Source organism: Taishania pollutisoli, from assembly GCF_014518315.1.
Classification (GTDB): Bacteria; Bacteroidota; Bacteroidia; order Flavobacteriales_D; family Crocinitomicaceae; genus Taishania; species Taishania pollutisoli.
This window is the reverse complement of sequence record NZ_JACVEL010000010.1, coordinates 22,863-48,102: the sequence shown is the minus strand read 5'-3', so window position 1 is coordinate 48,102 and position 25,240 is coordinate 22,863. Positions and strand designations below refer to the sequence as shown.

22 protein-coding genes and 1 tRNA gene are annotated in these 25,240 nt (G+C 40.7%); 17 read left to right on the top strand and 6 right to left on the bottom strand.

Going from position 1 to position 25,240, the window contains the following annotated elements; translation table 11 throughout:
• Positions 1-10: 10 nt before the first annotated feature.
• Complete coding sequence (locus H9Y05_RS13170; RefSeq protein ID WP_216714552.1) at positions 11-484, bottom strand: GNAT family N-acetyltransferase; 474 nt, start codon at positions 482-484, stop codon at positions 11-13.
• A gap of 386 nt (positions 485-870) precedes the next feature.
• On the opposite strand from H9Y05_RS13170, the gene H9Y05_RS13165 reads away from it, so the two are divergent.
• Positions 871-3,066: a LamG-like jellyroll fold domain-containing protein gene (locus tag H9Y05_RS13165; protein WP_163492156.1), complete on the top strand. Its 2,196-nt coding sequence runs from the start codon at positions 871-873 to the stop codon at positions 3,064-3,066.
• A 578-nt stretch (positions 3,067-3,644) separates the two neighbouring features.
• Here H9Y05_RS13165 and H9Y05_RS13160 read toward each other — a convergent pair.
• Together H9Y05_RS13160 and H9Y05_RS13155 are read right to left on the bottom strand one after the other, a co-directional pair.
• Positions 3,645-3,717: transfer RNA gene (locus tag H9Y05_RS13160), tRNA-Met, on the bottom strand.
• Positions 3,718-3,821: 104 nt separating this feature from the next.
• Complete coding sequence (locus tag H9Y05_RS13155) at positions 3,822-5,702, bottom strand: AMP-binding protein (RefSeq protein ID WP_163492178.1); 1,881 nt, start codon at positions 5,700-5,702, stop codon at positions 3,822-3,824.
• A 154-nt stretch (positions 5,703-5,856) separates the two neighbouring features.
• Here H9Y05_RS13155 and H9Y05_RS13150 point away from each other — a divergent pair, with 154 nt between their 5' ends.
• From H9Y05_RS13150 to H9Y05_RS13075, 16 genes are all read left to right on the top strand, one after another.
• A complete protein-coding gene (locus H9Y05_RS13150) occupies positions 5,857-6,279 on the top strand; it encodes an IS1/IS1595 family N-terminal zinc-binding domain-containing protein (RefSeq protein ID WP_163492179.1) in 423 nt (140 codons plus the stop codon).
• A 97-nt stretch (positions 6,280-6,376) separates the two neighbouring features.
• Positions 6,377-7,696, top strand: a complete 1,320-nt coding sequence (locus H9Y05_RS13145; RefSeq protein WP_235992209.1) for a hypothetical protein — start codon at positions 6,377-6,379, stop codon at positions 7,694-7,696.
• Between the two features lie 27 nt (positions 7,697-7,723).
• Positions 7,724-9,235 carry an MFS transporter gene (locus H9Y05_RS13140; RefSeq protein ID WP_163492180.1) on the top strand — a complete coding sequence of 504 codons (1,512 nt, stop codon included), beginning with the start codon at positions 7,724-7,726 and terminating at the stop codon, positions 9,233-9,235.
• Positions 9,236-9,252: 17 nt separating this feature from the next.
• Positions 9,253-9,504: a DUF6814 family protein gene (locus tag H9Y05_RS13135; protein WP_163492181.1), complete on the top strand. Its 252-nt coding sequence runs from the start codon at positions 9,253-9,255 to the stop codon at positions 9,502-9,504.
• 230 nt (positions 9,505-9,734) lie between these two features.
• Complete coding sequence (locus H9Y05_RS13130; RefSeq protein ID WP_163492182.1) at positions 9,735-9,926, top strand: hypothetical protein; 192 nt, start codon at positions 9,735-9,737, stop codon at positions 9,924-9,926.
• Complete coding sequence (locus H9Y05_RS13125; RefSeq protein ID WP_163492183.1) at positions 9,927-12,620, top strand: sodium:solute symporter family transporter; 2,694 nt, start codon at positions 9,927-9,929, stop codon at positions 12,618-12,620.
• Positions 12,617-12,985, top strand: a complete 369-nt coding sequence (locus tag H9Y05_RS13120) for a response regulator (RefSeq protein ID WP_163492184.1) — start codon at positions 12,617-12,619, stop codon at positions 12,983-12,985. The genes H9Y05_RS13125 and H9Y05_RS13120 overlap by 4 nt, the downstream gene beginning before the upstream one ends.
• A gap of 5 nt (positions 12,986-12,990) precedes the next feature.
• Positions 12,991-14,913, top strand: a complete 1,923-nt coding sequence (gene acs, locus H9Y05_RS13115; RefSeq protein ID WP_317170305.1) for an acetate--CoA ligase — start codon at positions 12,991-12,993, stop codon at positions 14,911-14,913.
• 258 nt (positions 14,914-15,171) lie between these two features.
• Entirely contained in the window at positions 15,172-15,813 is a 642-nt protein-coding gene (locus H9Y05_RS13110) for a hypothetical protein (RefSeq protein WP_216714550.1), read from the top strand.
• A complete protein-coding gene (locus tag H9Y05_RS13105; RefSeq protein ID WP_216714549.1) occupies positions 15,810-16,103 on the top strand; it encodes a winged helix-turn-helix domain-containing protein in 294 nt (97 codons plus the stop codon). The genes H9Y05_RS13110 and H9Y05_RS13105 overlap by 4 nt, the downstream gene beginning before the upstream one ends.
• Before the next feature lie 61 nt (positions 16,104-16,164).
• Positions 16,165-17,610 carry a DUF4153 domain-containing protein gene (locus tag H9Y05_RS13100; RefSeq protein WP_216714548.1) on the top strand — a complete coding sequence of 482 codons (1,446 nt, stop codon included), beginning with the start codon at positions 16,165-16,167 and terminating at the stop codon, positions 17,608-17,610.
• A gap of 5 nt (positions 17,611-17,615) precedes the next feature.
• Complete coding sequence (locus H9Y05_RS13095; RefSeq protein ID WP_235992208.1) at positions 17,616-17,996, top strand: diacylglycerol kinase family protein; 381 nt, start codon at positions 17,616-17,618, stop codon at positions 17,994-17,996.
• Entirely contained in the window at positions 17,990-18,682 is a 693-nt protein-coding gene (locus tag H9Y05_RS13090) for a DUF1361 domain-containing protein (protein WP_216714547.1), read from the top strand. Before H9Y05_RS13095 ends, H9Y05_RS13090 begins: the two co-directional genes overlap by 7 nt.
• Positions 18,679-19,188, top strand: coding sequence for a hypothetical protein (locus H9Y05_RS13085; RefSeq protein ID WP_216714546.1), 510 nt, complete (start codon positions 18,679-18,681; stop codon positions 19,186-19,188). Before H9Y05_RS13090 ends, H9Y05_RS13085 begins: the two co-directional genes overlap by 4 nt.
• 2 nt (positions 19,189-19,190) lie before the next feature.
• Entirely contained in the window at positions 19,191-19,880 is a 690-nt protein-coding gene (locus tag H9Y05_RS13080) for a metallophosphoesterase (protein WP_216714545.1), read from the top strand.
• A gap of 211 nt (positions 19,881-20,091) precedes the next feature.
• Positions 20,092-20,367 (top strand): hypothetical protein, encoded by a 276-nt coding sequence (locus H9Y05_RS13075; protein ID WP_235992207.1) that lies wholly within the window; start codon positions 20,092-20,094, stop codon positions 20,365-20,367.
• A gap of 76 nt (positions 20,368-20,443) precedes the next feature.
• On the opposite strand, the gene H9Y05_RS13070 is transcribed toward H9Y05_RS13075, so the two are convergent.
• The 3 genes from H9Y05_RS13070 to H9Y05_RS13060 form a co-directional block, all read right to left on the bottom strand.
• The gene (locus H9Y05_RS13070) at positions 20,444-21,184 is read right to left on the bottom strand and encodes a tetratricopeptide repeat protein (RefSeq protein ID WP_163492186.1); all 741 of its coding nucleotides are present in this window, start codon (positions 21,182-21,184) and stop codon (positions 20,444-20,446) included.
• Positions 21,185-21,238: 54 nt separating this feature from the next.
• On the bottom strand, positions 21,239-22,978 hold the full coding sequence (locus tag H9Y05_RS13065; RefSeq protein ID WP_163492187.1) for an amino acid permease: 1,740 nt from the start codon (positions 22,976-22,978) through the stop codon (positions 21,239-21,241).
• Positions 22,979-23,348: 370 nt separating this feature from the next.
• Positions 23,349-24,968 carry a M1 family metallopeptidase gene (locus tag H9Y05_RS13060; protein ID WP_216714544.1) on the bottom strand — a complete coding sequence of 540 codons (1,620 nt, stop codon included), beginning with the start codon at positions 24,966-24,968 and terminating at the stop codon, positions 23,349-23,351.
• Positions 24,969-25,240: the final 272 nt, after the last annotated feature.

Here is a 25,240-nt window from a genome sequence, read left to right as displayed (position 1 = left end):
GGGAGATTGGTTAAATGTGTTTTGATAAAACATACTGCGCTCCCCGGATTCCTGTAATTTGCCGGCCGGTATCTTCAAATCCCGCTTTCAGATAAATGCGGTAAGCATGTTCATTTTGAATGTTAACGGACAATACCAATTCGTTGATCCCATCGTAGTGTTTTCGAACATAATCTTCTACCGATTCCATGACGTGTTTTCCATATCCTTTCCCTTGATATTCAGGATTGATAGAGTATGATCGGATCAATAAAGAAGCTGGATTTTCTGTCAGTTCCAGACGGTCTGCACCCTTGTCGAGGATAAAAAATCCGATGGGAGTTTCGTCTGCTAAAATGGTGATGATCAATTTATCCGGATCTTTCAGGTCTTTCCGTTGATTGATGCATTGATCAATACTTGTCGTGAACTGAGATTGTTCTTCATTCAACCGGTAACTGAGCGGTACAAAATGCGATGAGGTGTAGGGAATAAAAGACAGCATCTGTTATTGATTGAACGATAAAGATAAAAGTAAAAATCAAACATTCGGAGTGCGTAGAAATGTAAAAGTGATTTTTTTAAACAAAAAAGGATTGCCAAACTGACAATCCTTTCTTTAGTAGCGGGGACACTACCGTTGTCGAACAGAGAGTGAGCTGAAGACATAAACAACATAAATTGCTTTAGTACTAAATACAGAGATTCAAAGAGGATTAAATGGAGGTTTCTGGTATTTACCCGATAGCATTCAATAATCAGAATGGAACAATTAAAATGATAAATAATGAAACAGGCTGTTATACTTGCAATAATTTCCTTCTATATTGATGGGGTATATTACAATTCAGAATCTTGTGTTAACTTTGCAAAAAAATAAGCCATCTATTTATGCGTCTGATATTCTTCCTACTCACCTTTTGTTTTGTTATTTCTGTGAAAGCGCAATTCAATAATTCACTGGATTTTGATGGTATAAATGATTATGTAAATTTAAATTCAGTTGCTCCTGCTTTAACAAATGAAAATAGTTTTACTGTTGAGTTTTGGATTAAAGCAAATCCAATACAAGAAGAACTATGGGGGGTTCTATTTGCAATAAATCCAATAACAGGGTATCAGAATACTTTGGTTTTCAGAATGTCTGGCCCCGGAGACGGTGGACCGTTAAACAGTGTCGCAATTAATATTCCTGTGGGTACTACGAATAATGTTGTCTGTGGATCAATTAATGTCTTGGACAATGCTTGCCATCATGTTGCTTATACGTATAATAACGGTATTAATACGTTGTTTATAGATGGAATTTTCCAAGGCTCTCTTAATTTGTCATTCTCATTAGTAAGTACAGACAGGTATAGTTTGGGACAAGAATTTGATGAACCCATGGGTACACTCTCTCAGTTTTATAAAGGTTCAATTGATGATCTTCGTATTTGGAATTTTGCAAAATCGCAAGAAGAGATTCACGGATTGATGAATCAAGAATTAATAGGAACCGAGACCGGTTTATTGGCATATTACAATTTTAACCAAGGTATTGCAGGCGGAAATAATACGGCAATTAATGCTTTGATTGATAATTCAGGAAATAATCAGTCAGGATTTTTTATCGGTTTTTCCCTAAATGGAACAAACTCTAATTTCGTTGAAGTTATTTGTTGTGATTTTTATGGCAATTATCAGTCAGAAACAAATCAACCTTTTTCTCTAAACACAATCGTTACTAATGAAAATTGTGGAAACAATGATGGTTCAATAGATGTAAGTGTACCATTAGTTCCTAACAATTATTCATTCCAATGGCCTTCATTAAATGAAAATGATCATTTTGTACAGCATTTAACTGCCGGAACTTATAACCTTATCATTACGGATAATCAAGGTTGTTCTATTGATACGACCATATTGGTAACAAGTTCTTCTGCCAGCAATGTTCCTGCCCCTGAGCCACAGATTTATTGTCAAAATGACAATGCAGATCCTTTGCAACTTACTCCGGCTGCCGGAGGCATCATTCATTGGTATTCAGACTCTATGATGACGAATGAATTGAGCGGAAATCCAATTCCATCTACATCAAATTCAGGGACTTTCTACTATTATTTTGCTCAGGAAATTAATGAGTGTTTTAGCTTTGTTGATTCTGTTGAGATAATAATTTCCCCAACAATAGATGTTAACATTGGAAATGATACCACTCTTTGTTACGGAGAATCATTACCAATTTCGTTAATTGGGAATTATTCTTCTATCGAATGGAGTGATGCTTCAAATTCAGTTGATTATTCAATTTCCAGTAGTGGGGAATATTGGGTAACCGTTACCTCTGGTGCCTGTTTTGCAAGTGACACTATTGTTGTTAACTTTTATCCGAAAATTGACGTGTCATTAGGAAGTGACACAAGTATTTGTAATGGCTCTACAATCAGTTTGTCACCTGAAGGAATGGTTGGTAGTTATAGTTGGTCTACTGGGGAAACGAGTCCAATAATTGTTGTTGGCTTACCTGGTATTTACGCTGTTGAAGTAAATGTTGGAGGTTGTACAAACTCTGATACGATTAATGTCTCTTTGATACCATCTGTAGAGACTGTATTATTGTCTGATTCAGTATTGTGTTTGGACAAAACAAATGTGCTATCGATTATTGACAGTGAATGGTATCAAGTTGCCTGGAATTCAGCTTCATCGGGGAATTCCTATACTGTTCCGACAAGCCATCCGACAAGTATCATTTATGAAGTCAGTAGTGTTTGCGAAGCGATTATAGACACGATTCAGCTTACATATAAGGATTGTGAATGTTTACTTTTTATCCCGAATTCTTTTACTCCGGATGGAAATGAATTCAATAATTCATTTCAAGTGATTTCAGATTGCAATTTATCGTATTTTCAATTAATGATTTTTAATCGTTGGGGGGATCTAATATTTGAATCACAGGACATTAATTATTTATGGGATGGGACGTATAATGGTGTAATTTGTCCTTTTGGATTGTATAATTGGAAAGTTACATACCGACCAGATGTTGATTCTTCTGAAACGGTTGAAAAATACGGACACGTGAATATTATAAAATAATATTAACCGGATTTCCCCAGCTATCTTCGAGTCGTTCCTAATAGTTGGGAAACAGGATGAAATCAAGGACTTTTGGTAAAATCACGTTTGCTATCCTTTTCCAAAAGAGAAAATTTAATCCCGGTTTTGAGCATGAATCCATATCTCAATTCTTACACTGAAAGAAAAGTGCTTCAGATTTCAGAATGCGTGCAAGGATGAAAATTGAGAGAAAAAACATGTAAACACTTTCACATTCAGACCTTTGTTTTAATAACGATGGCATGGTTCGAACGTGTCTCGAGTTATTGAAAATTTGTTGGGGTTGAGGTGGTGTTTCGGATAAGATTTCTTCTTCTCAAAAAATTGAACTTCTTTTCCCTTTTCATGGCTTCCGTTTTCGATTCAAAAATTCTACACGTACAACAATTCAGTACCTGAATTAATAATATACCCTTTTGTTACTGATTCATTATGGGATTTAAAGTGATTAATGAGATAAGAAGTGTAATCGATATAAATTGATTGTAAAGGAATAAATGTAAAAGTGATTTTTTTTAAACAAAAAAGGATTGCCAAACTGACAATCCTTTCTTTAGTAGCGGGGACACGACTCGAACGTGCGGCCTTCGGGTTATGAGCCCGACGAGCTACCAACTGCTCCACCCCGCAATATATCTTTGGTTGTTAACTTACTTTTTTCTATAATCCTCGATTGAATTAGCGACTGCAAAGATACGTGCTTTTTTTTGATTTGCAAGCTTTTTTTACAAAAACTATTTAAAATCATTAAAAACAGCAACCAACTCATCCACCACAGATGCGTCTTCGATTGTAGAAGGAATCTGGTAATCAGATCCGTCGTAGATGTTTCGGATCATTTTCCGGAGAATCTTTCCGGAGCGTGTTTTGGGTAAGCGGTCTACCGGAATCACCTTTTTAAACGACGTAACTGCACCGATGCGCTCCCGGATGAGTTGCACCAATTCATGTTCCAACTGAAAATTTTCAATGTCAGCATTTTTCTTTTTTACCACCAAAGCCAGTGGAACCTGTCCCTTCAGTTCGTCGTAAATTCCGACAACAGCACATTCCGCTACCGCTTCGTGCGAGGCAATGTTTTCCTCCATATCTGCAGTAGACAGGCGGTGCCCGGCAACATTGATTACATCATCCACACGACCGGTGATAAATACATTTCCGTGTTCGTCTTTGTAACCACCGTCCCCGGTGAAATAATATCCTTCGTATTGCGAAAGATATCCATCCACAAAGCGATCGTGATCATTCCACAGATCCATCAGCGTTCCCGGAGGAAGTGGTAATCGGGTGGCGACATAACCTTCCTGACCGGCTTTGACTTCAGTCCCTTCTTCGTTGAGAATTTGAATATTGTACCCACAGACCGGCCTTCCGACAGATCCGGGAACCATCGGGAGTTGTTCAACACCGACCATCACCGCTGCCATCGGCCAACCCGTTTCCGTTTGCCAGAAATGATCAATTGCGGGAATCGGAATGTGTTGCTGAACCCAGTTAATCGTCGCAATGTCACAACGTTCTCCTGCTACAAACAACGCGCGGAAGTGCGACAAATCGTATTGTTTGATAAATAGACCTTCCGGATCATCTTGTTTAATCGCACGGATAGCTGTCGGTGCGACAAACATTGTACGTACCTTATGCTCTTCGATCACCCGCCAAAAACTGGAAGCATCCGGAGTTCGTACCGGTTTCCCTTCATAAACAACGGTTGTATTTCTGTTGATCAATGGTCCGTAAGTGATGTAGCTGTGTCCGACAACCCAGCCGACATCGGAGGCTGCCCAGAACACTTCGTCAGGTTTCATTCCGTAGACGTATTTCATGGAAAATTTCAGTGCAGTCACATATCCCCCGGTATCGCGCACAATGCCTTTTGGTTTCCCTGTTGTGCCGGATGTGTATAAAACATATAACGGATGCGTTGATAAGACCGGAACGCATTCCGCTTCGGGTGCATCGTAGACCAGGCTTCCATAATCAATATCATAGTGTTGTGCCGGTATTTTTGCGCCCAGTTTGCGGTTAAAAACAATGACCCGGTCAGGTTTGTGTGTTGCAATTTCAATGGCTTCGTCGACCAATGGTTTGTAAGCAATCAACCTGTTTACTTCGATGCCGGAAGAAGCAGTGAGAATGACCTTCGGTTGACAATCGTCAATACGAATGGCCAATTCGTTGGGTGCAAATCCACCGAATACCACAGAATGCGTTACTCCCAGTCGTGCGCATGCGAGCATGGAAAACAATGCTTGCGGGATCATCGGCATGTATACAATGGCGGTGTCCCCTTTGTTGAGCCCCAATGATTGAAGCCCGCCGGCAAGTTTAGCAACTTCGGTTTTTACTTCCCGGTAGGTGTATTTTTTTACCGTTTGGGTTACAGGAGAATCATAGATAATCGCAACAGCATCACCGTGTCCGTCCTGGATGTGTTTGTCGATTGCCAGGTAACAGGCATTTAATTCGCCGTCTTCAAACCACTGCGGATAACCGAATTGGTTGTGTGATAAAATAACAGACGGATGCTTAAACCAGTCAATGCCGTGCGCTTGTTCGTTCCAAAAAACTTCAGGGCGTTCGATGCTTTTCGTGTAAAAATCGGAGTAATTCATAGTACAATCGGGTGTTAATCATTTTAAAATATGTGAATTGGATCGTCTGTAGTGACTGATACTCAAAAGTAATTGTTTTTTGTGAATCTAATTTCTGTAAAGCGAATTATATTTGCTAAATTACTATATTTATGCAAAATAAATATATTAACTCATGGATGTTGCTAAAAAATGCCCCAAATGTAATTCATTTTCCATTATAAAAAGTGGAGTAATCAAAGGTAAACAACGGTATAAGTGTAAAGAATGTTTGTATTTTTTTACGGTTGATAAAATCGGGAAAGAGATTGATAATTATTTTGTTGTGAAAGCACTTCAGCTGTACCTGGAAGGAGTGAGTTTCCGGGAGTCTGAACGGATTTTGGGGATTAGTCACGTCACGATTTCCAACTGGGTGAAGCGGTACAATATTCAACGCCCGGTAAATACTACCTATCACCCGACATATAAGATTTTGTCAGAAAAAGAGTTGCATGAGTACTTTGAAAATCGTGAAAATGTAAAAGGGAAGGGAATGATCATAACCGAAGTAGGAGATAAGTTTATGCTCATTAAATGGGATCGGTTTAAGGATTGATTTCTTTTAAAATAACTATACTATTATCAAAAAAATACAAACTATTTTTTACTTTCCTTACTTTTTCTTCACTTAGCCGAAAGCAAAACGGACTACAATGAAGACAAAAAATTACATGCTACTCATTTTTCTGATCATTACATATACGACACATGTAAATGCGCAAGGTTACCCGGATTATGAATCCGGTTTGAAGGTGAAAATCAATGAATCGGGATCGCGTTACTTCCGGTTATTGACATGGAATCAAATCTGGTTAAAGTACAATGAAAACAACACGGGAAGTACCCTTGCGGGAGAACCGGAAAGTACAGCAGTTGATCTGGCATTGCGCCGCATACGATTGCTCACATATGCTCAGCTAAGCGACAAATTCATTATCGTAACGCATTTTGGAATTAACAATCAGAATACATTCAGTGGAGGCGCTCCGGGAATGGGAGGAAAAAAGCCGCAACTATTCTTTCACGACGCATACGCGGAACACAAAATCTGGAAGAATTATGTTTCCATTGGGGCGGGATTGCATTATTGGAATGGGGTTTCCAGGATGTCAAGCGCGAGTACACTGAATTTTATGGCAATCGATGCGACAATTTTTAACTGGCCGAACATTGATAAAAATGAACAGTTTGCCCGTTACCTCGGAATTTATCTGAAAGGAAAAATTAAGAAGTTTGATTACCGCCTGGCGGTCAATGACGCGTTCCAGGCAAATGACGCGAAAGCGATTTTCACAGATGTTGCGGAATATAACCCACATGCAAAATGGAACACAGCGGGATATGTATTTTACCAGTTTTTTGAAGAAGAAAGCAATTTATTACCCTACCTTGTAGGGACGTATCTGGGTGCAAAAAAGGTGCTGAACGTTGGTGTCGGATTTCAGCATCAAAAACATGCAATGTGGTTGAGAAACCAGGTGGGAGATACAATCACACAAGATCAGATGATGTTCGGTGCAGATGTTTTCCTGGACATGCCGTTGAGCAAAAAACACAAGGATGCAATTACATTTTACGGGGTATACTACAACTACGACATGGGATCAAATTATGTGCGGCATATCGGGATTCTGAATCCTTCCGACGGAGGAGGTGCATTGAGGGGAAATGCGGTTCCGACTGTTGGAACGGGCTCAATTCTCTACGGACAATTGGGGTACTTGGTGCCTGACTTCTCCGATAAACTGCGGCTGCAGCCGTATGTTGCGTATTCACATGCACGATTCAAAGGATTAAGAAATGCAAACAATGAAATTGTTCCGGTGAATTTGCTGGATGCGGGGTTGAACGTATACATGGCGGGACATCATGCGAAATGGACAGTCAACTACCGATTACGACCTGATTTTACCAATGTCAATAACCTGGAAAACAGAAATGAATTGACCTTGCAATTGATGGTCTATCTATAAAATCAAACACAAACAAAAACTCAAATTATGAATGCAGAAAACAAAAACAGTGTTGTCAAGGTAATTGGAGCCTCGTCGCTGGGGACCCTCATCGAGTGGTATGACTTTTACATCTTCGGAAGTTTGGCAACGATTATCGGATCAAAATTATTTCCATCGGACGCAGGGGCGTCTGCATTGATCAATACCCTGGCGATTTTTGCTGCCGGATTCATCGTGCGCCCGTTCGGAGCGTTGGTATTCGGACGATTGGGCGACTTGATCGGACGTAAATATACATTCCTGCTGACATTGGTTCTAATGGGAGGTTCTACTTTTCTGATCGGCTTGATTCCTTCCTATGAATCGATTGGCTATGCCGCGCCGATTCTTGTACTGATTCTCCGTTTGGTCCAGGGATTGGCACTCGGGGGGGAATACGGTGGAGCTGCAACTTATGTGGCTGAACATGCGCCCAAAGGAAAACGAGGCTTTTTTACCAGTTGGATTCAGACAACCGCAACGCTGGGCTTGTTTATCTCACTTGGTGTGATTGTCATGACAAAAAATATGCTTGGAAACGATGTTTTTGCAGATTGGGGATGGCGTGTTCCCTTCCTGTTATCAATCCTGTTGGTCGTAGTGTCGATCTACATCCGTATGAAAATGCACGAATCACCTGAGTTTTCACGTTTGAAGTCAGAAGGAAAAGTATCGAAAAATCCGTTGAAAGAAAGTTTCAGTAAAAAAGAAAACTTCAAAATGGTATTGCTGGCATTGTTCGGAGCAGCGATGGGACAAGGGGTGATCTGGTATACCGGCCAGTTTTACGCACAATCATTCATCGAGAATACCTGTATGGTCGATTTCAACGATTCGCGGTACATCCTGTTGTGGGCCATTGCCTTCGGAACACCCTTCTTTGTCGTGTTCGGTGCGCTGAGTGATAAAATCGGGAGGAAATGGATCATGCTCACAGGGATGTTGCTGGGAGTCTTGTTCTACCGGCCGATCTATCAGAATTTCCTGGATAGCACGGATTATGCAACATTTGAAAAAACAGAATTGAAATCAGCGGGGACACCTGTAGTAGTGAGTCAATTAGCAGATAACGGGAAAGACTCAACCATTACCACTACTACATTAAAAACGCTTAACAGCGGTGCCACGTACAAAGAGATCAAAACACAAACAATCTTCGCTGATTCTTCTCCTGCTGTTGAAAAAGTACTTCTGAAAGAGAAGACACTGGACAACGGAACATTCTGGAAATTCGTCATGCTGGTATTCTTCCAGGTACTGTTGGTGACAATGGTATACGGACCAATCGCGGCATTCCTGGTGGAACTGTTCCCGACCAAAATCCGTTACACATCCATGTCATTGCCGTACCACATCGGGAACGGGGTATTCGGTGGGTTGGTGCCGTTTATTGCCACGCTGATTATCAGTTACCCGGGATCGACTCCCTTGTCAGGATTGTGGTATCCGATCGGAATTGCAGCCATCTGTTTCATCATCGGAACAATTTATTTAAGTAACAATACACACAAACGTTAATCATTAAACTAAAAGATATGAAAACCTTAAAGAGATTACTGGGAATCGTCTGGATTTTACTGGCTCCTGCATCACTGATCTTCATGATTATTCAAATGGTGGAAAAGATATCGCTGGCAGGATCGGGGATTGATCGGCTGAATACATCGCTGCAATGGGGAATCATCTTGTTCATCTTCATCCCGGTTGCAATCGGACTGCTGATTTTCGGGTTGTATTCGCTGAGAGGAGAATACGATGACATTGATTCTTATGAAGACAATGATTAACAACCGGCTATTTTCAACCGTTTCCGGTTACATAGTTTAGTTTTTTTAAATTTAGAATGCACACTGGTTTTCCCCGGTAAAAAGGGGAGAACCGTGCTTCCGAAAACAGGGCATTCGGATTAAAAAATGCAACTGTATGCAGGAATATCGGTTGTGAATCAACAATAATAAATTTTGTACATTTGAAAACCTGCGGTATCGGATGCCGTGGGTTTTTGCTCGGAATAGACATGAATAAACGAAAACTACAATCATTCTACATCTTTATCGGTTTTTTGACCCTGGTATTGGTCAATTACCCGATTATTGATTACATACTGGAGATGAGAACAGGAAAAACTCCTGCCATATTAATCTACCTGTTGCTTGTCGGAATGATTGTCAGTCTGATTGGTTTTATCCTGGAAAAAAAGAATCGGTAAATGGTTGGAAGTTCCATTTTTTTCACATTGATCTTATACCTGGCGCTGCTGTTTGGCATCGCTTACCGGATTGATTTGTCAAAAAAATGGCGGAAGCGAATCACCGGGAATCCGACCGTTTACGCACTTACTCTGGCGGTTTATTGTTCTGCCTGGACCTTTTTCGGAAGTGTCGGAGCCGCGTCTACGTACAGCATTGAATTTTTAACCATTTACATCGGACCACTCATTGTCGCCCCATTATTGTGGATTATCTACCGGAAATTTATCCGGATCTCAAAAGCGCAGGGGATTACTTCGATGTCGGATTTTATTTCTTCACGTTACAATAAAAGCATCGCGTTAAACCGTCTGGTAACAATCCTGCTGGTGGTTGGTATCATTCCGTACATTGCATTACAGATTACAGGTATCGAGCGCGGATTGGAGACGGTTATTTCCTGGGGAGATAAGTCCCGGACCGATTTCTCATTCTTCGGATTCATCGACATGGCTTTTGTCGTAACGGTAGGATTGGGCTTGTTCCTGATTGCCTTTACAACACGGAAACTGCAGGACAAATCGCAAAACCAGGGAATGATGGGAGCCATTGCATTTGAATCCATTGTAAAACTGGTGGTATTTGTCGTATTCGGAATTTATGTCTGTTACTACATTTTTGATGATCAAAGCCAGGTATATGCCCTTATTCCCGATGGAGAACTGAAATTAAATACGTCCAACAGCTTTTCCCAATGGTTCGGAATGATTGTTTTATCCGGACTGGCTTTTTTGTTTCTTCCCCGGCAGTTTGAAGTAGGGGTATTTGCCGCGAGCAATGAGAAACAGTTGAAAAAAGCTATCTGGATGTTCCCGGTTTATTTGATTTTGATTAATTTATTCGTTGTTCCGATTGCAATTGCGGGGAACCATTTTTTTGCAGAAACAGATGTCGATAAAGACACTTACATGTTGGCATTACCACTGTTGAACGGGCACAAATGGATGGCGATCTTTGTGCTGTTGGGCGGATTTTCTGCGGCGAGTGGAATGATCATCGTTGCAACGCATGCCATCAGTAAAATGGTTGCTAACTCAATCCTTTTACCGTCGTTCATTGACCGTCCGTTTTTCATTAACCGCTTCAAGGGAAAAGATCATAAAATCCCTGTGTTATTCCGCCGGATCAGTATCTTGATCGTGTTGCTGCTGGCCTATTTTTACTATAAATTGGTTGCCGTAGAATATTCACTCATTTCCATCGGATTGGTTTCATTCATTGCCGTCTCTCAGTTTGCTCCGGCTATTCTTGGAGGAATTTTCTGGAAACACGGGAATGTAAAAGGCGCTTTCGCCGGAATTATCAGTGGTTTTGTTATCTGGTTTATTTTCCTGGTGATTCCCACGCTTTTTGGAGGCGACATGAATAAAAACTACATAACCTTAGTTACAGAATCCATTGAAAACAATCACGGAGCAATCATTACAACGGTCTTTTTCTGGTCCATGTTTGTCAATACAAGTTTGTATGTATTTGTGTCGCTCATTTCCAAACAAAGCAACCTGGAGCGAAGCCAGGCAGAGTTGTTTGTTAACATTTACAATTATTCTGAATCCGTTGAATCGTCAGTTGTCTGGAAAGGAAAAGCCTTTTTCCCGGATGTACAGTCTTTGTTGTCGCGTTTCCTGGGGGAACAGCGTGCCAATTATGAATTGCGGACATTTACCGAAAAAAATAACATTCAGTTGGATGAAAGCGAAGAATTGGATTCCAGGGTGGTGCGTCATGTAGAAAAACTCCTCAGCAACATGATCGGTTCCGCATCGGCACGAATTCTCGTTGCTTCTGTAACAAAAGAAGACCAGATTTCGATGGAAGATGTGGTAGATATCCTTGAAGAGTCGCAAAAACTGATGGTACTCAACAAAGAATTGAATCAGACATCACAGGAGTTAAAGCGCTTGTCGGATGCCTTGAAACTGACCAATCAGAAACTGAAGAAAAATGATTTGCTGAAAGATGAATTCCTGTATACAGTAACACATGAATTGAGAACCCCGCTCACAAGTATCAAGGCATTGAGTGAATTATTGACGGATGATGAAGGAATGCCGGAAGATATCCGAAAGGAGTTCCTGCAGACCATTCTCAAAGAAACCAACCGGATGACACGACTTATTTCCCAGGTACTCGACCTCGAAAATTTTGAATCAGGGAAGCACCAACTGCGGATTACACATGCAGACATCAATGAATTGATCGTGTATTGCACCAATACAATGGATGAAAGTTTCAGGAAAAAAAATATTTCCCTGCACATTGCACTTGACGATGCACTACCGGTCATGGAATTGGATTATGACAGGATTACGCAAGTGGTCATTAACCTGCTCACCAACGCGTCCAATCATTGCAATACTACAAAAGGAGCGATTCATATCGGAACACGGAAATTGAACAATACAGTTGTTGTAGAAATTACCGATAACGGAGAAGGAGTAGAGCAGGGAATGGAGCAGGTAATCTTTGAAAAATTCTTTCAGGCAGATAGCAAAGGCACGAAAAAAAGTAAAGGAAGCGGATTGGGATTGGCAATTTCCAAGAAGATTATACAGTTGCACGAAGGAAAAATCTGGGTGGAAAAGGATGAAATCTTCGGGGCAAAGTTTATATTTACGTTACCGTTTGAACAAAATAAATTCATTGTGGCATGAGTGAGAAGAAGATTTTGATAGTGGATGATGAGCCGAGTATTGTACTTTCCCTGGATTACCTGATGCGAAAGAATGGATTCAAACCATTCATCGCACGAAATGGGGAAGAAGCATTGACAATCGCGGAGAGTGAGATTCCTGAACTGGTGATTCTTGATATCATGATGCCCGGAATGGACGGATACGAAGTATGTGAAAAATTGAAATCAAACCCATTGACACAGTCAACAAAAATTATATTTTTATCTGCTAAATCAGGCAAAGAAGCAATTGAAAAAGGAATGAGTGTGGGGGCGGATAAATACCTGACCAAGCCTTTCAATACCAAACAAATTATGCAGGAAGTTATGAATTTATTGCAATAACTAATATTAACTCAAAAACAAACAAGATGACAAACAAATTGCAAATTAAATCGTTCGAAGAGTACAAAGAGAAATATGCACTGAGCATTGAGAATCCTGAAAAATTTTGGGGAGATGTCGCTGAAGAATTTCAGTGGATAAAAAAATGGGACAAAGTCCTGGAGTGGAACTTTCAGGAACCGAAAGTAGAATGGTTCAAGGGAGCAAAATTGAACATTACGGAAAATGCATTGGACAGGCATTTGGAAACACGTGGAAATAAACTGGCTATCATTTGGGAACCGAATGATCCGAAACAACGGTTTGTTCGCTATACCTATCGTGAATTGTACGAACACGTTTGTCAATTTGCAAATGCATTGAAAGAAAAAGGGATCAAAAAAGGAGACCGTGTTTGTATTTACATGCCGATGATTCCCGAACTGGCAGTTGCCGTATTGGCATGTGCCCGTATCGGTGCAATTCACTCTGTTGTATTTGCCGGATTCTCCTCCTCCGCGTTAGCCGACCGGATCAATGATGCCGAGGCAAAAGCTGTGATTACTTCCGACGGGTTGAACCGCGGGGCGAAACAAATTCCCGTTAAACGCGTGGTGGACGAAGCGTTGGAGTCGTGTGCATCTGTTGAAACAGTCATCGTATACGATTGCCTGGGATGGGGACCGAATATGGAAGAAGGACGTGATTACTGGTGGCACGAAGTCGTAGCCGGACAGCCAAAGTCGTGCGCGCCGGAACCCATGGATGCGGAAGATGTATTGTTCATCCTCTATACATCCGGATCAACCGGAAAACCAAAAGGTGTTGTCCACACCTGCGGAGGTTACATGGTAGGGGCAGCATACACCTTCCAGAATGTGTACCAATGCGATGAATCGGATGTTTACTGGTGTACGGCAGATGTGGGCTGGATCACGGGACATACATACATTGTTTACGGACCGTTGATTTCCGGCACCACAAGTGTCATGTTCGAGGGAATCCCGACATACCCGGATCCGGGGCGTTTCTGGCAGATAATTGATAAGCACAGCGTCAACCAGTTCCTGACAGCACCGACTGCCATTCGTTCCTTGATGGCACATGGAGAAGATCACGTACTGTCGTACAGCCTGGATTCCTTAAAAATTTTGGGATCGGTCGGAGAGCCAATCAACGACGAAGCCTGGAAATGGTACCATTTGCACGTTGGCAAAGAACGCTGTCCGATCGTGGACAACTGGTGGCAGACGGAGACTGGAGCGATCATGATTTCCGGAATCGGGAACATTTCACCGATGAAACCAACCTTTGCAGGATATCCGTTGCCGGGTGTCAATCCGGTTTTATTAGACCAGGAAGGAAAAGAAATCCAGGAAGCAGACGTAGAAGGATACCTGTGCATCAAATCACCGTGGCCTTCGATGTTGCGCACAACATATGGAGACCATGAGCGTTGCCGTGTGACGTATTTCTCAACATACGACGGTTATTATTTTACGGGAGACGGAGCAAAACGTGATCAGAATGGTATGTACCGCATCATCGGGCGTGTGGATGACGTAATCAATGTGTCCGGACACCGGTTTGGTACGGCAGAAATCGAAAATGCGATCAATACCAATGACAATGTGGTGGAATCTGCTGTTGTCGGGTTTCCGCATCCGGTGAAAGGACAGTCTATTTATGCATTTGTGGTGTGTGAAAAAGCACCGGAAGATGAAGTTCATGCGCGTGGTGAAATCGTTGAATCAGTAGTTGCTGAGATCGGAAAAATTGCCATTCCGGAAAAAATTCAATTTGTAAGCGGATTACCGAAAACACGCTCCGGTAAAATCATGCGTCGTATTCTGCGTAAAATTGCCGAAGGTGAAGTATCCAATCTGGGAGATACCAGTACCTTGCTGGATCCGAATGTAGTGGATGAATTGATCGAAGGGAAGTTGTAATATACACCCTCCTAAAAATACGGAAGAGGTTGTCATTTCGGCAACCTCTTTTTTATACTTCTAATGAAAAACGTAGATGAGGTATGTTCTTTCATGTATGTTGCTATCTTCCCCCTGCCTTCTCCAAAGGGCAAATAACAACCTCGTAATTTTGTAGATAGTATCATTTATAAATCACAATCTCTTTCGTTAAAATTTCCCAATAGTCGTTTATCAATTAAAAAAGATTTATTTACTTTGTTTTTCAAAGTGCTTTTTATGAATCAGGAGAAAGATTATTTACAGGATTTGACAGATATCCGTTCCATGATGGAACGATCCACACGTTTCATTTCATTAAGCGGATTGTCAGGTGTCTTTGTTGGTATTGTTGCATTAACAGGAGCGGGGATTGCCCATTGGAAAGTAAAGCAGTTTTTTTACGAAGTAGATACTTCTTATGTTGATCAAAGTTATTCATCTGATTATAACAATTTATTTATCAACCTGACGATCATTGCGCTATCCGTCTTGATTATTGCACTATTGGGAGGATGGTATTTTACTGCCAGAAAAGCAAAAAAGCAGGGACAAAAAATTTGGACAAAAGCATCCCGTCAACTCTTGACCAATTTGTTTATTCCATTGGTTGCAGGAGGGGTATTTTGTATTGCCATGTATTACCACCGATTGGTCGGATTGATTGCTCCCGGGATGTTGATCTTTTATGGATTGGCGTTGGTGAATAGCAGCAAATATACCTTGAATGATATCCGTTATCTGGGATTGCTTGAAATTACTTTAGGATTAATTGCTTTGTTCTTTTACGGATATGGTTTGTACTTTTGGGTCATTGGTTTTGGAGTACTCCACATATTGTACGGAATCTCCATGTATTATAAATACGACCGGAAAAAATGAAATCGTTTATAACACAGTTGAATAAAGCATTTGAAAGTCGGATCCGGCTTGGAATCATGTCCATGTTGATGGTCAATGATACCGTCGATTTTCTGACGTTGAAAGAAATGCTGGATGCCAGTGACGGTAACATTGCCAGTCACATTTCGGCACTGGAAAAAGCCGGGTATTTGGCAGTGGAGAAGAAATTTATAGGAAAAAAAACGAATACCAGTTACTCGGTTACTCCAGAAGGAAGACGTGCGTTTAATGAGCACCTGAATGCGTTGGAACAACTTCTGAAACGATAAACTATTTTTTTAATTTTTTACTTTGAAATTCAAAGTACTTTTTAAATTTAAACTAAATAACATGAAAAAGAAAACTATTTTTTTACTGATCAGCCTGATTGTTTACTGTTGCCTGTTCTATCAGCAGTCGATAGGGGTAAATGTGCTCATTTTTAACGGAGTTGTAATCATTTGTCTAGGGATGCTGGATACTTCTTTGTTGAAGCAAAAAAATTGGTGTCTGGTAGCTGCAAGTGCATTGATGACAGCCACCGGAGCATTCTTGTATGGAAGTGTATTGGCGTGTGTCGGGAATGTCATTGCTTTGTTGTTGTTGGCAAATCTGAGTAGGGAGAAAGAGGCTTCATTGTTCTATGCCTTGATTCAGACAGGATTCAGTTACATTGTCTCTCCACTGATTTTGCTGGTAAAAGGCGTAGACAAACTCACAGATGTATCAGATAAAGAGTCCAGGGTATTTAATATGACAGTTGGAACCGTTCTGAAGTTTTTGATTCCCACTGTCATACTCTTGTTTTTCTTTTTTGTGTACAAGGCTTCTAATCCGGTGTTTTCCAACTTTATCAATCAGTTTGAAATCAATATTTCAGGGGATTTCATAAGATTTTTACTGGTTGGAGGATTTCTCCTTTACTTTTTTTTCAATCAATACTCGCATGCTCCGTTGGTAAATAAAGATCGAATGGATCTCAATTTTTTAGAGCGTATCAATGAAAAAGAAATCTCGTTGTTCCGATCCATTGATACCGAATACAGTTCCGGGGTGCTGATGTTTATATTACTCAACGGTTTATTGTTGCTGGTTAATGGGCTGGATCTTCAATACATTCTGTTTGCAGAAAAGGACATTCACTTATATTCCGATTACATTCACCAGGGAATCAACAGTTCTATTTTTTCCGTCATTGTAGCTATTCTTGTAACACTTTATTTTTTTCGCGGTAACCTCAATTTTTACTCAAAAAACAAAACGCTGAAAAGATGGGCATTGATCTGGATTGGACAAAACATTCTATTGCTGTTCACGTGTATTCATAAAAACTACAGTTACATTGATGCATTCGGACTAACTCAGAAGCGAATTGGGGTTTATTTCTACTTGTTGATAACATTGATTGGTCTGACGTTGACATGGATTAAAATTACCAGGATGAAAAGCAATACTTACTTATTGAGAACAAATATCTGGTCAGTTTTTAGTGTGTTGGTAGTTAGTTCGTTGTTCAACTGGAATCGGATCATTCTTCACCACAATACAACGTATCAATCTTCCATTGAGCGAGATTATTACCTTGAAAATTTGCCACAGACAAGCCTTCCGTTTTTATTAAATAACTGGGAACGATTGCCAACAGATAGATATGGTTGGGCAGATTGGTCATTTAAAGAGGAATTAATAAAGAAAAAGAAGCACTTTTTGAAGAAGTATCATCAGAAAAAATGGCAGTCGTGGAACCTGGAAGATGACCGGATTTACAGAGAAATAAAGGAGACGGAAATAAAGTAACACGTATGATGAAATCACAACAATTTTCACTTACCGATCGACTAAAAAGCTTCCGACATGCATGTAACGGATTACGGCTTTTGCTGAAAGAAGAGCACAATGCTAGAATTCATCTGTTCATTGCAATAAGTGTACTTGTTGCGGGGTACATCTTTAACCTGTCAACATCAGAATGGATGATCCTTGTATTGGCAATCGGTGGTGTTATTACAACAGAAATTATGAATACAGTACTTGAAAATATATCCGATTTTATTTCCCCGGAAAAACATGCCACGATCAAAAAAATAAAAGATCTGGCGGCTGCCGGGGTACTAATTAGTTCCATTACAGCAATGGTTGTTGGAATGCTTATTTTTTTACCAAAATTCATTGAATTATGTTGAAATTGCTTAAAGAGACAAACAGGTTTAAAGAGAGCCTGTTTCTTGGGATACTTACGCTTTTTTGTGTCAGCCTTTCCATTTTCAGGTATACCTACACGGACACCTTTCATTTTCTTTTTCTGAACTGGAATCTGTTTCTGGCATTTGTTCCGTGGCTGTTGACCAGCTTAATTAGTATTCATCCTGTTTTGAAACAATCAACGATCAGTGTCATTCCATTGATGGCATGTTGGCTACTGTTCTTTCCAAATGCACCCTATATTTTGACAGATTTATTTCATTTGAAAGACAGGTCTTCCATGCCCGCCTGGTTCGATTTGATGTTAATTCTTACATATGCGTGGACAGGATTATTGGCGGGCTTCATGAGCTTGTGGGATTTGGAACGCATGCTATCCGGAGTTATCAAAAAACAGTACAGAGCAGGTTTGATCATTTTTCTGTTTTTCCTTTCGGGTTTTGGTATCTACATCGGAAGATTTCTTCGCTGGAATAGCTGGGATGTGCTACATAAACCTTTTCACATTATTGAAGACATTGCCGAACGTGTCATTGATCCGTTGGGACATCCCCGAACCTGGGGAGTCACTATTTTCATGGGATTGTTTCTTTGTGTGCTGTATTGGTCTTTTAAAATCATAAGAACGCGTAGTGAAGATGAAATGACAACAAATGAAGAAGTATGAAGAGAATGAAAGTGAGCTATAAACATGTTGTGAACTATACTGCTTTTTCTCTTTTGGGGGCGACCTGTTTACTAATTTATCTGTTTTACAGACCAGAAAACATCATGATCAACCAGCACTTGTTTTCCGCTTTTCCGGATCTGTTACTTGTAAAAGAGACCATTATACAGCGATTTCCTTTAAATGATTTTTTAGTGTATAATCTTCCTTCCGGTTTGTGGGTGTTTACATTGACCATTCTATTGAAAAATAGTTATATTAACGGGTCTTCTTACCATTTTTCATTGCGTTCGATTCCACTTAAACTGGGATTGTTGATCGAATTGTTTCAATTTTTAAAATTAACAGACGGAACATTTGATTTACTAGACGTTTATACAATGTTGGCTTTTTTTATGATGGCACAGCTATTTTGCAGAAGCAAGCAGGTAGAAATGGAGTCATGCAACATCCAACCGGTTCTGGCCTCTATTGGCGTACTTATTCTCTTTTTAGGAAATAGCTGATTATGAGCATACAAATTCGAACAGAAAGAATAAGACTCCGTGACGGGAATGAACGATTGAAACTGATTCATCTGAGTGATTTACATTTTTTCTACCGGAAAAATGTTGCAACAATGATCATCAACTACATAACAGAAAGTCGACCGGATCTGATTGTATTAACGGGAGATTATTTTGATTCCCTTATGGGATATCGGATTGTGAGAAATCTATTCCGATCAGTTGCACAAATTGCTCCTGTCGTATTTATTGCCGGCAACCATGATCGGTTGTATGGACGCAGGTGGATAGAACAACTCAATGAGGTGGATAATTGTACTTTGTTAGATGGAATAACGTATCAGTTTATTTCTCCGAACGGATATTGTTATGAATTGCATCCCTGGGAACTGGTCAACCAGATACGAAGTAGTTCTTCTGTTAACATTGCATTGATTCACAATCCTGAAAAAATAAAAAAGAAAAATATGCAGCATGTACACCTTATTCTCGGAGGACATCTCCACGGGGGGCAATTTGTATTCTGGAAATCCGGAGCAGGGCATTTGTATCCGGGAAGCTTCGTGTACAAATATTGTGTCGACAGTAAACAAATCGGGGATACAAGATTGATTGTAAGCCGAGGATTGGGAGATACTTTTCCGATACGTTATAACTGTCCGAAAGAAATTGTAGAGATTTATATTGAATGAGAAATAAACTATTGATGTTATTTGATCTATCCTCCCCCTGCCCCTTTGGAGTGGACAGGATATGACGCTTTTTTTATTTGAAAATCAATTATTTAATTGTTTTTAAGTTGTTTCATTTCCACCAACTTTTCTTTTACATTAATAAATCACCCAAGTGACACTGATAATTGATTTATTAATTACATTTACCGAAACTTAAAAAATTATACACATGAAAACAGTTATTTTGACACTTGTGACATTGTTTACAATGAACATTGCAAGCGCATTTACAATCCGTTACTACAACAAAGATTCCAAGAACCACACAATGGAAGTGCGTTCCAACGGATCTACTCAAAAAATTGAGTTTACATCTTCTACAACAGGTTCTTCTTCTGTTCAGACAAGTGCTTCGGAAGTGGAGATTAAAACAGAGTGTGGTTGGGTGAAAGTAAAAGACGGCGCGAAAATCACGATTCAAAACGGATGCATTAAAATTGATTAATCGGTTTCGACCAAAAGAATATGAAAAAAGCCCCCGTCAATTGACGAGGGCTTTTGTTTTATCACGAAAAAGGAAATCATTCCTCTTCCATAAAGAATTTATAATCTTCCGGATGGTTCACCTGTAATTGTTTCAGGTATGCATCTGCTTTATCAAGTTCTCCTTTTTCTTCTGACACAACAATCAGTGACATCAAATACTCCGAATCGTCCGGAAAATCCCGGTGTAATTCATCAAATAACCGTTCACAATTATCAAAATCGGCCATTTGGTAGTAATTTTTTGCAAGTACGTACTTGGTGCTCCGGTCATTATTAATCTGGTGTGCTTTCAGATTGTATTTCAATGCTTTCGCCGGATCAAAAATTTCCGGATCATATTCCCCCAGGTACAATAACCCAAGTGAATTATTTACGGCAACTTCATTGGAATTGACCGCCCATGCTTTCTCCAGGCACGTTAAGGCGTCAGCGTACTTTTCATCAATGATGTGAACGTCTGCCATGTTTACATTGTACTGATAAACATCTTTGGGATTTGCGGTGGCCGCTTTCATGTAATAATAGCGGGCAGAATCAGCGACCATACTTTCAGCATAGGCAATGGCTGCATTACGCAAAAATTCCGACTTGTTGCTATTTGAAATACCTTTGGTATCAGCTGCTTTAATAAAAAGAGCGATTGCTTGTTGATACTCTCTCTGTTGCGACAATGCCAATCCTTTTTCATTCAAATCCATGGCATCATTCGTGGAAGTCAAATTACAACTGCTTAGCATAGTCAATGAGGTAGCTAAGGCGATAAATAAAAATTTCATGTGTGTAGTTGTTTTATTTTTATGATAAAATGCCGGACAAGATACAAAGAAAAGTTATGAATCTGCAGACTGTTTTGCCAATTTACTGTTTTTATAACCGTAGCTGAAGTAGAGTGCCAACCCGATTGCCAGCCAAACCATGAAACCAACCCAGTTTTTCAGTTCTATTTGTGACATCATATACAGGCAGCTGACCAAGCCCAGAACCGGAATAAGCGAATATTTCTTCACAATACAAAGCCCTGTCAAAGTAAGTGTGATGATGACAAAAATCCACATTGGAATATTGTGAAGAAAAACACTCATCGAACTCATATCACTACCGGGTGCAGGGGTAGAAGTCAGAAAATGCATGAAACCATCGTAGTTGTAGCGATGGGTAAGAAAGATAGCAAGAATCACCCCGATTGGAGCAATCCACTGCGAATTGATGTACGGTGTTTTGAACTTGCGCTCTACTCCCATGCTCTCCAGGCGCAACACCCCGGCACAGACCAGTACAAATGCAAACAAGGTTCCGATACTACAGAGATCTGTTACCGTTGACATATTCAGAAACAACGCGCCACCTCCGACAATCAGACCGGTGACAATGGTTGAAAATGAAGGAGTGTTGAACTTCGGGTGAATTTTAGCAAACCGTTTCGGCAACAGACCGTCGCGGCTCATGCTCATCCAGATACGCGGCTGACCAATCTGGAATACCAGCAATACGCTGGCCATCGCAATTACGGCACTCACAGCGATAATGCCGGACAACCATTTCAGGTCGGAGACTTTTGTAAAAACAAAGGCCAGAGGATCGTTCACAGCCAATTCACTGTAATGTACCATTCCCGTCAGAACGAGCGCAATCAAGATATATAGAATCGTACAGATAATGATGGCCCACATCATTCCACGGGGCAAATCGCGTTGCGGATTCTTACACTCTTCAGCAGTCGTACTGATCGCGTCAAACCCGATATAAGCAAAGAAGACAGCGGACACACCTTTCAACACACCGCCCAGTCCGTTCGGGGCAAACGGGTCCCAGTTATTGGTATCTACATAGAACGCGCCAACAGCAATCACCAGTAAAACAACGGCAATCTTGATAATCACCATCGCGTTGCTGGCATTTTTAGATTCTTTAATTCCCCGGTAGACCAACCACGTGATCAAAAATGTGATAAGCAAAGCAGGAAAATCCGCAATGATGCGAAAACCGAAAACAGTTGGCGCATGCTCCCAGGCCAGGTAAGCCTCCTGTAAACCATGCGATAATTTATTCAATACTGTACCGTCCGCGATGAGTTGTTGCGCCTCCTTAAATCCGTTTGATGCAGAAATATAGTCAATGGTCGACCAGGCGGGCAGGTGAATGTTCATCCGGGTAAGCAATTCTGTAAAATAACCACTCCAGCCGATGGCGACCGTAATATTCCCGATGGCGTATTCCATAATCAGCGCCCAACCGATAATCCAGGCGAAGAGTTCTCCAAATGCAACATAACTATAGGTGTAAGCACTTCCGGATACCGGAACAACACTTGCAAATTCCGCATATGCGAAAGCGGCAAATCCACAGGCCAGTGCTGTAAACAAAAACAGAAAAACAACCGCAGGCCCGCCGTCGGCACTTGCCTGTCCGATGGTTGTGAAAATTCCTGCCCCGATAATGGCTGCAATTCCCAAAGAGGTCAGATCTTTTACTCCTAAATGCCGTGCCAGAGAACCGTGTGCGGATTCCGATGCGGCGTTAGCCAGAATGTCATTAATATTTTTTCTGCGAAACAAGGAGTTAAAATTCATAGATCTGATTCAGTATTAAAATTCACACACATACAGTTCGTGTAGCTTGCACATGCAATGACTACATCCCGGCTAATATACAAATTTTCGGTTCAACAACCGGAAATGGTAAAGTGAATACCAAGAAATTGAATAATTTTAAAAGGCACGGTTCTGAAAGTTGGATGATTAAATAGTATTGAATGAGTTTACACAAATGTTTAAGTCTGTTGAAACTGTTTTAGGACGAGTTGTCTTTTGTTCCATAACCACAGATACACCGATTACCTATTGACAGTTCATTCGTGTCATTCTTTCCGTTGTTCGTCCTTTTTTATTCGTGCATCTGTGGTAGAAATACCAACCGATTAAAAAAGAACTGTTTTAAAAACTACTGTTGAACTTGTTTAACATAGTAGTTTTCATCTATCAGGATGTTCTTCACCTTGATAATTTGCGTGACTTTGGTCGGATACAGACGAATCCGCCCTTTTTCTGTATTCACATCTACGGGCATGCGGAATCCTTCTACACAGTTGCTCCAACGATACCGAATCTTATTCCCTTTTCTAATTGTTTCCAGTTGCGGAACCTTTGTGGTACGCAGGTACTGATCAAAGAAAGCAGAGAGATCCATTTTTAAAAATGAACCGATGTAACGTTCCACGTCAGCTGTAGTAACTGTCTGATGATAAAAATCCACGTTTAGTTCCCGCAGCAACTGCCGCCATTGTTCATCATTGTTTACCACCTGGCGAAGTGTATGGAGCATATTGGCTCCTTTGTAGTACATATCGTACGATCCGGGATGATTGACACCATATTCTCCGATAATCGGACGGTCATTGAGAATATTCTTCCTGATTCCCCGAAGGTAGTTGGCTCCGGCATCTTTTCCGTAATAAAATTCTGTAAAAAGTCCCTCTGAATACGTGGTGAAGCTTTCGTGAATCCACATATCCGCATTGTCTTCGCAAGTGATATTATTTGCAAACCATTCGTGGCCGCTTTCATGTACAATGATAAAATCCCATTTCAACCCCCATCCGGTAGCTGACAAATCAGTTCCTTTATACCCGTTCTTGTATCCATTTCCGTATGTTACAGAACTTTGGTGTTCCATACCCAAATAAGGAACTTCCACAAGTTTGTAACCGTCCTCGTAAAACGGATACGGGCCAAACCAGTATTCAAATGCTTTCATCATGCGAAATGCGTCCCGGAATTGCAGTTTAGACTTCGCAAGGTTTTCCCGCAACACATAAAATTGCATGTTCAGTTCTCCTTTTTCTCCTATGTAAATAGAATCCCAGGAGGTATAATTCCCGATATTGAAGTTAATCCCGTAAATATTAATCGGATTTTTCACCTCCCATACAGTTGTGCGTGTGTCGTTCTTCAACCTGTTCTCAATCAACTGACCATTGGAAATGTTCATCAATTGGGACGGTGTTGTAACAGAAATCAGGGCTCCGGCATCCGGTTCGTCCGCTCCATGATCTTTACACGGCCACCAGGCACTGGCTCCGATTCCCTGACAAGCAGTTACGATGAACGGATTGCCGCTTTTATCGGTTGTCCATACAACTCCACCGTCCCAGGGAGCATTTTTCGCTTCTACAGGCGTTCCGCTGTAGTGAATCGTTACGTTGCCATAAGTCATTGGATCAATATCCACAGGAAATGCAAGATGGTAAACGTTGGATGTGATGCGTTTGAATGATAATTGTTCATCCGTTCCGTTTCTGTTGGTTGTCGCGCTGTCAATGACCAGGGGATGTTGGAGATCGATCTGTAGAATGTGCTTTCCTGCTTCCACGACTTTAAAATCAATGGTAACCGTTCCTTTGATGGATTTCGTAACAGCGTTCACATCGCGTAAAACAATGGCGTAATGCTGTACGTCCCACCAGGAACGCTCAGGTGTCATACTACCTTTTAAAGTATCCTCGAATGTAAATTGTGAAAAACCTGTCAGTGGTACCAACAGCAACAGAAGAATGCGCAACATGAAAGAAGAATTTCTACGAAAATAAGTAAAATCTCACGGAACAAGTGTTTCAGGGCGTGTCCCTCATTGCTTCGGGTCGTGCTGTCCGCTGTATCTCCGGACAAATCCGGAGGATGCCGCTTCCATCACTCACGCAAATCCCACGCATTAAATAAAGATGCTATTTTGAGTTTAAGCGCTTGTTTTTAATAGGTTATATAAAGAAACATCCTCAAAGACGAATTAGAAAAGCGTGTTTGGGAGGTAAAAAAGCGGGAAGCGATGGCGTAAAT

Bases quoted from the DNA above. Each gene is read 5' to 3' on its own strand.
- H9Y05_RS13170 (WP_216714552.1), bottom strand. From the start codon at position 484: ATGCTGTCTTTTATTCCCTACACCTCATCGCATTTTGTACCGCTCAGT.
- H9Y05_RS13165 (WP_163492156.1), top strand. From the start codon at position 871: ATGCGTCTGATATTCTTCCTACTCACCTTTTGTTTTGTTATTTCTGTG.
- H9Y05_RS13155 (WP_163492178.1), bottom strand. From the start codon at position 5,702: ATGAATTACTCCGATTTTTACACGAAAAGCATCGAACGCCCTGAAGTT.
- H9Y05_RS13150 (WP_163492179.1), top strand. From the start codon at position 5,857: ATGGATGTTGCTAAAAAATGCCCCAAATGTAATTCATTTTCCATTATA.
- H9Y05_RS13145 (WP_235992209.1), top strand. From the start codon at position 6,377: ATGAAGACAAAAAATTACATGCTACTCATTTTTCTGATCATTACATAT.
- H9Y05_RS13140 (WP_163492180.1), top strand. From the start codon at position 7,724: ATGAATGCAGAAAACAAAAACAGTGTTGTCAAGGTAATTGGAGCCTCG.
- H9Y05_RS13135 (WP_163492181.1), top strand. From the start codon at position 9,253: ATGAAAACCTTAAAGAGATTACTGGGAATCGTCTGGATTTTACTGGCT.
- H9Y05_RS13130 (WP_163492182.1), top strand. From the start codon at position 9,735: ATGAATAAACGAAAACTACAATCATTCTACATCTTTATCGGTTTTTTG.
- H9Y05_RS13125 (WP_163492183.1), top strand. From the start codon at position 9,927: ATGGTTGGAAGTTCCATTTTTTTCACATTGATCTTATACCTGGCGCTG.
- H9Y05_RS13120 (WP_163492184.1), top strand. From the start codon at position 12,617: ATGAGTGAGAAGAAGATTTTGATAGTGGATGATGAGCCGAGTATTGTA.
- H9Y05_RS13110 (WP_216714550.1), top strand. From the start codon at position 15,172: ATGAATCAGGAGAAAGATTATTTACAGGATTTGACAGATATCCGTTCC.
- H9Y05_RS13105 (WP_216714549.1), top strand. From the start codon at position 15,810: ATGAAATCGTTTATAACACAGTTGAATAAAGCATTTGAAAGTCGGATC.
- H9Y05_RS13100 (WP_216714548.1), top strand. From the start codon at position 16,165: ATGAAAAAGAAAACTATTTTTTTACTGATCAGCCTGATTGTTTACTGT.
- H9Y05_RS13095 (WP_235992208.1), top strand. From the start codon at position 17,616: ATGATGAAATCACAACAATTTTCACTTACCGATCGACTAAAAAGCTTC.
- H9Y05_RS13090 (WP_216714547.1), top strand. From the start codon at position 17,990: ATGTTGAAATTGCTTAAAGAGACAAACAGGTTTAAAGAGAGCCTGTTT.
- H9Y05_RS13085 (WP_216714546.1), top strand. From the start codon at position 18,679: ATGAAGAGAATGAAAGTGAGCTATAAACATGTTGTGAACTATACTGCT.
- H9Y05_RS13080 (WP_216714545.1), top strand. From the start codon at position 19,191: ATGAGCATACAAATTCGAACAGAAAGAATAAGACTCCGTGACGGGAAT.
- H9Y05_RS13075 (WP_235992207.1), top strand. From the start codon at position 20,092: ATGAAAACAGTTATTTTGACACTTGTGACATTGTTTACAATGAACATT.
- H9Y05_RS13070 (WP_163492186.1), bottom strand. From the start codon at position 21,184: ATGAAATTTTTATTTATCGCCTTAGCTACCTCATTGACTATGCTAAGC.
- H9Y05_RS13065 (WP_163492187.1), bottom strand. From the start codon at position 22,978: ATGAATTTTAACTCCTTGTTTCGCAGAAAAAATATTAATGACATTCTG.
- H9Y05_RS13060 (WP_216714544.1), bottom strand. From the start codon at position 24,968: ATGTTGCGCATTCTTCTGTTGCTGTTGGTACCACTGACAGGTTTTTCA.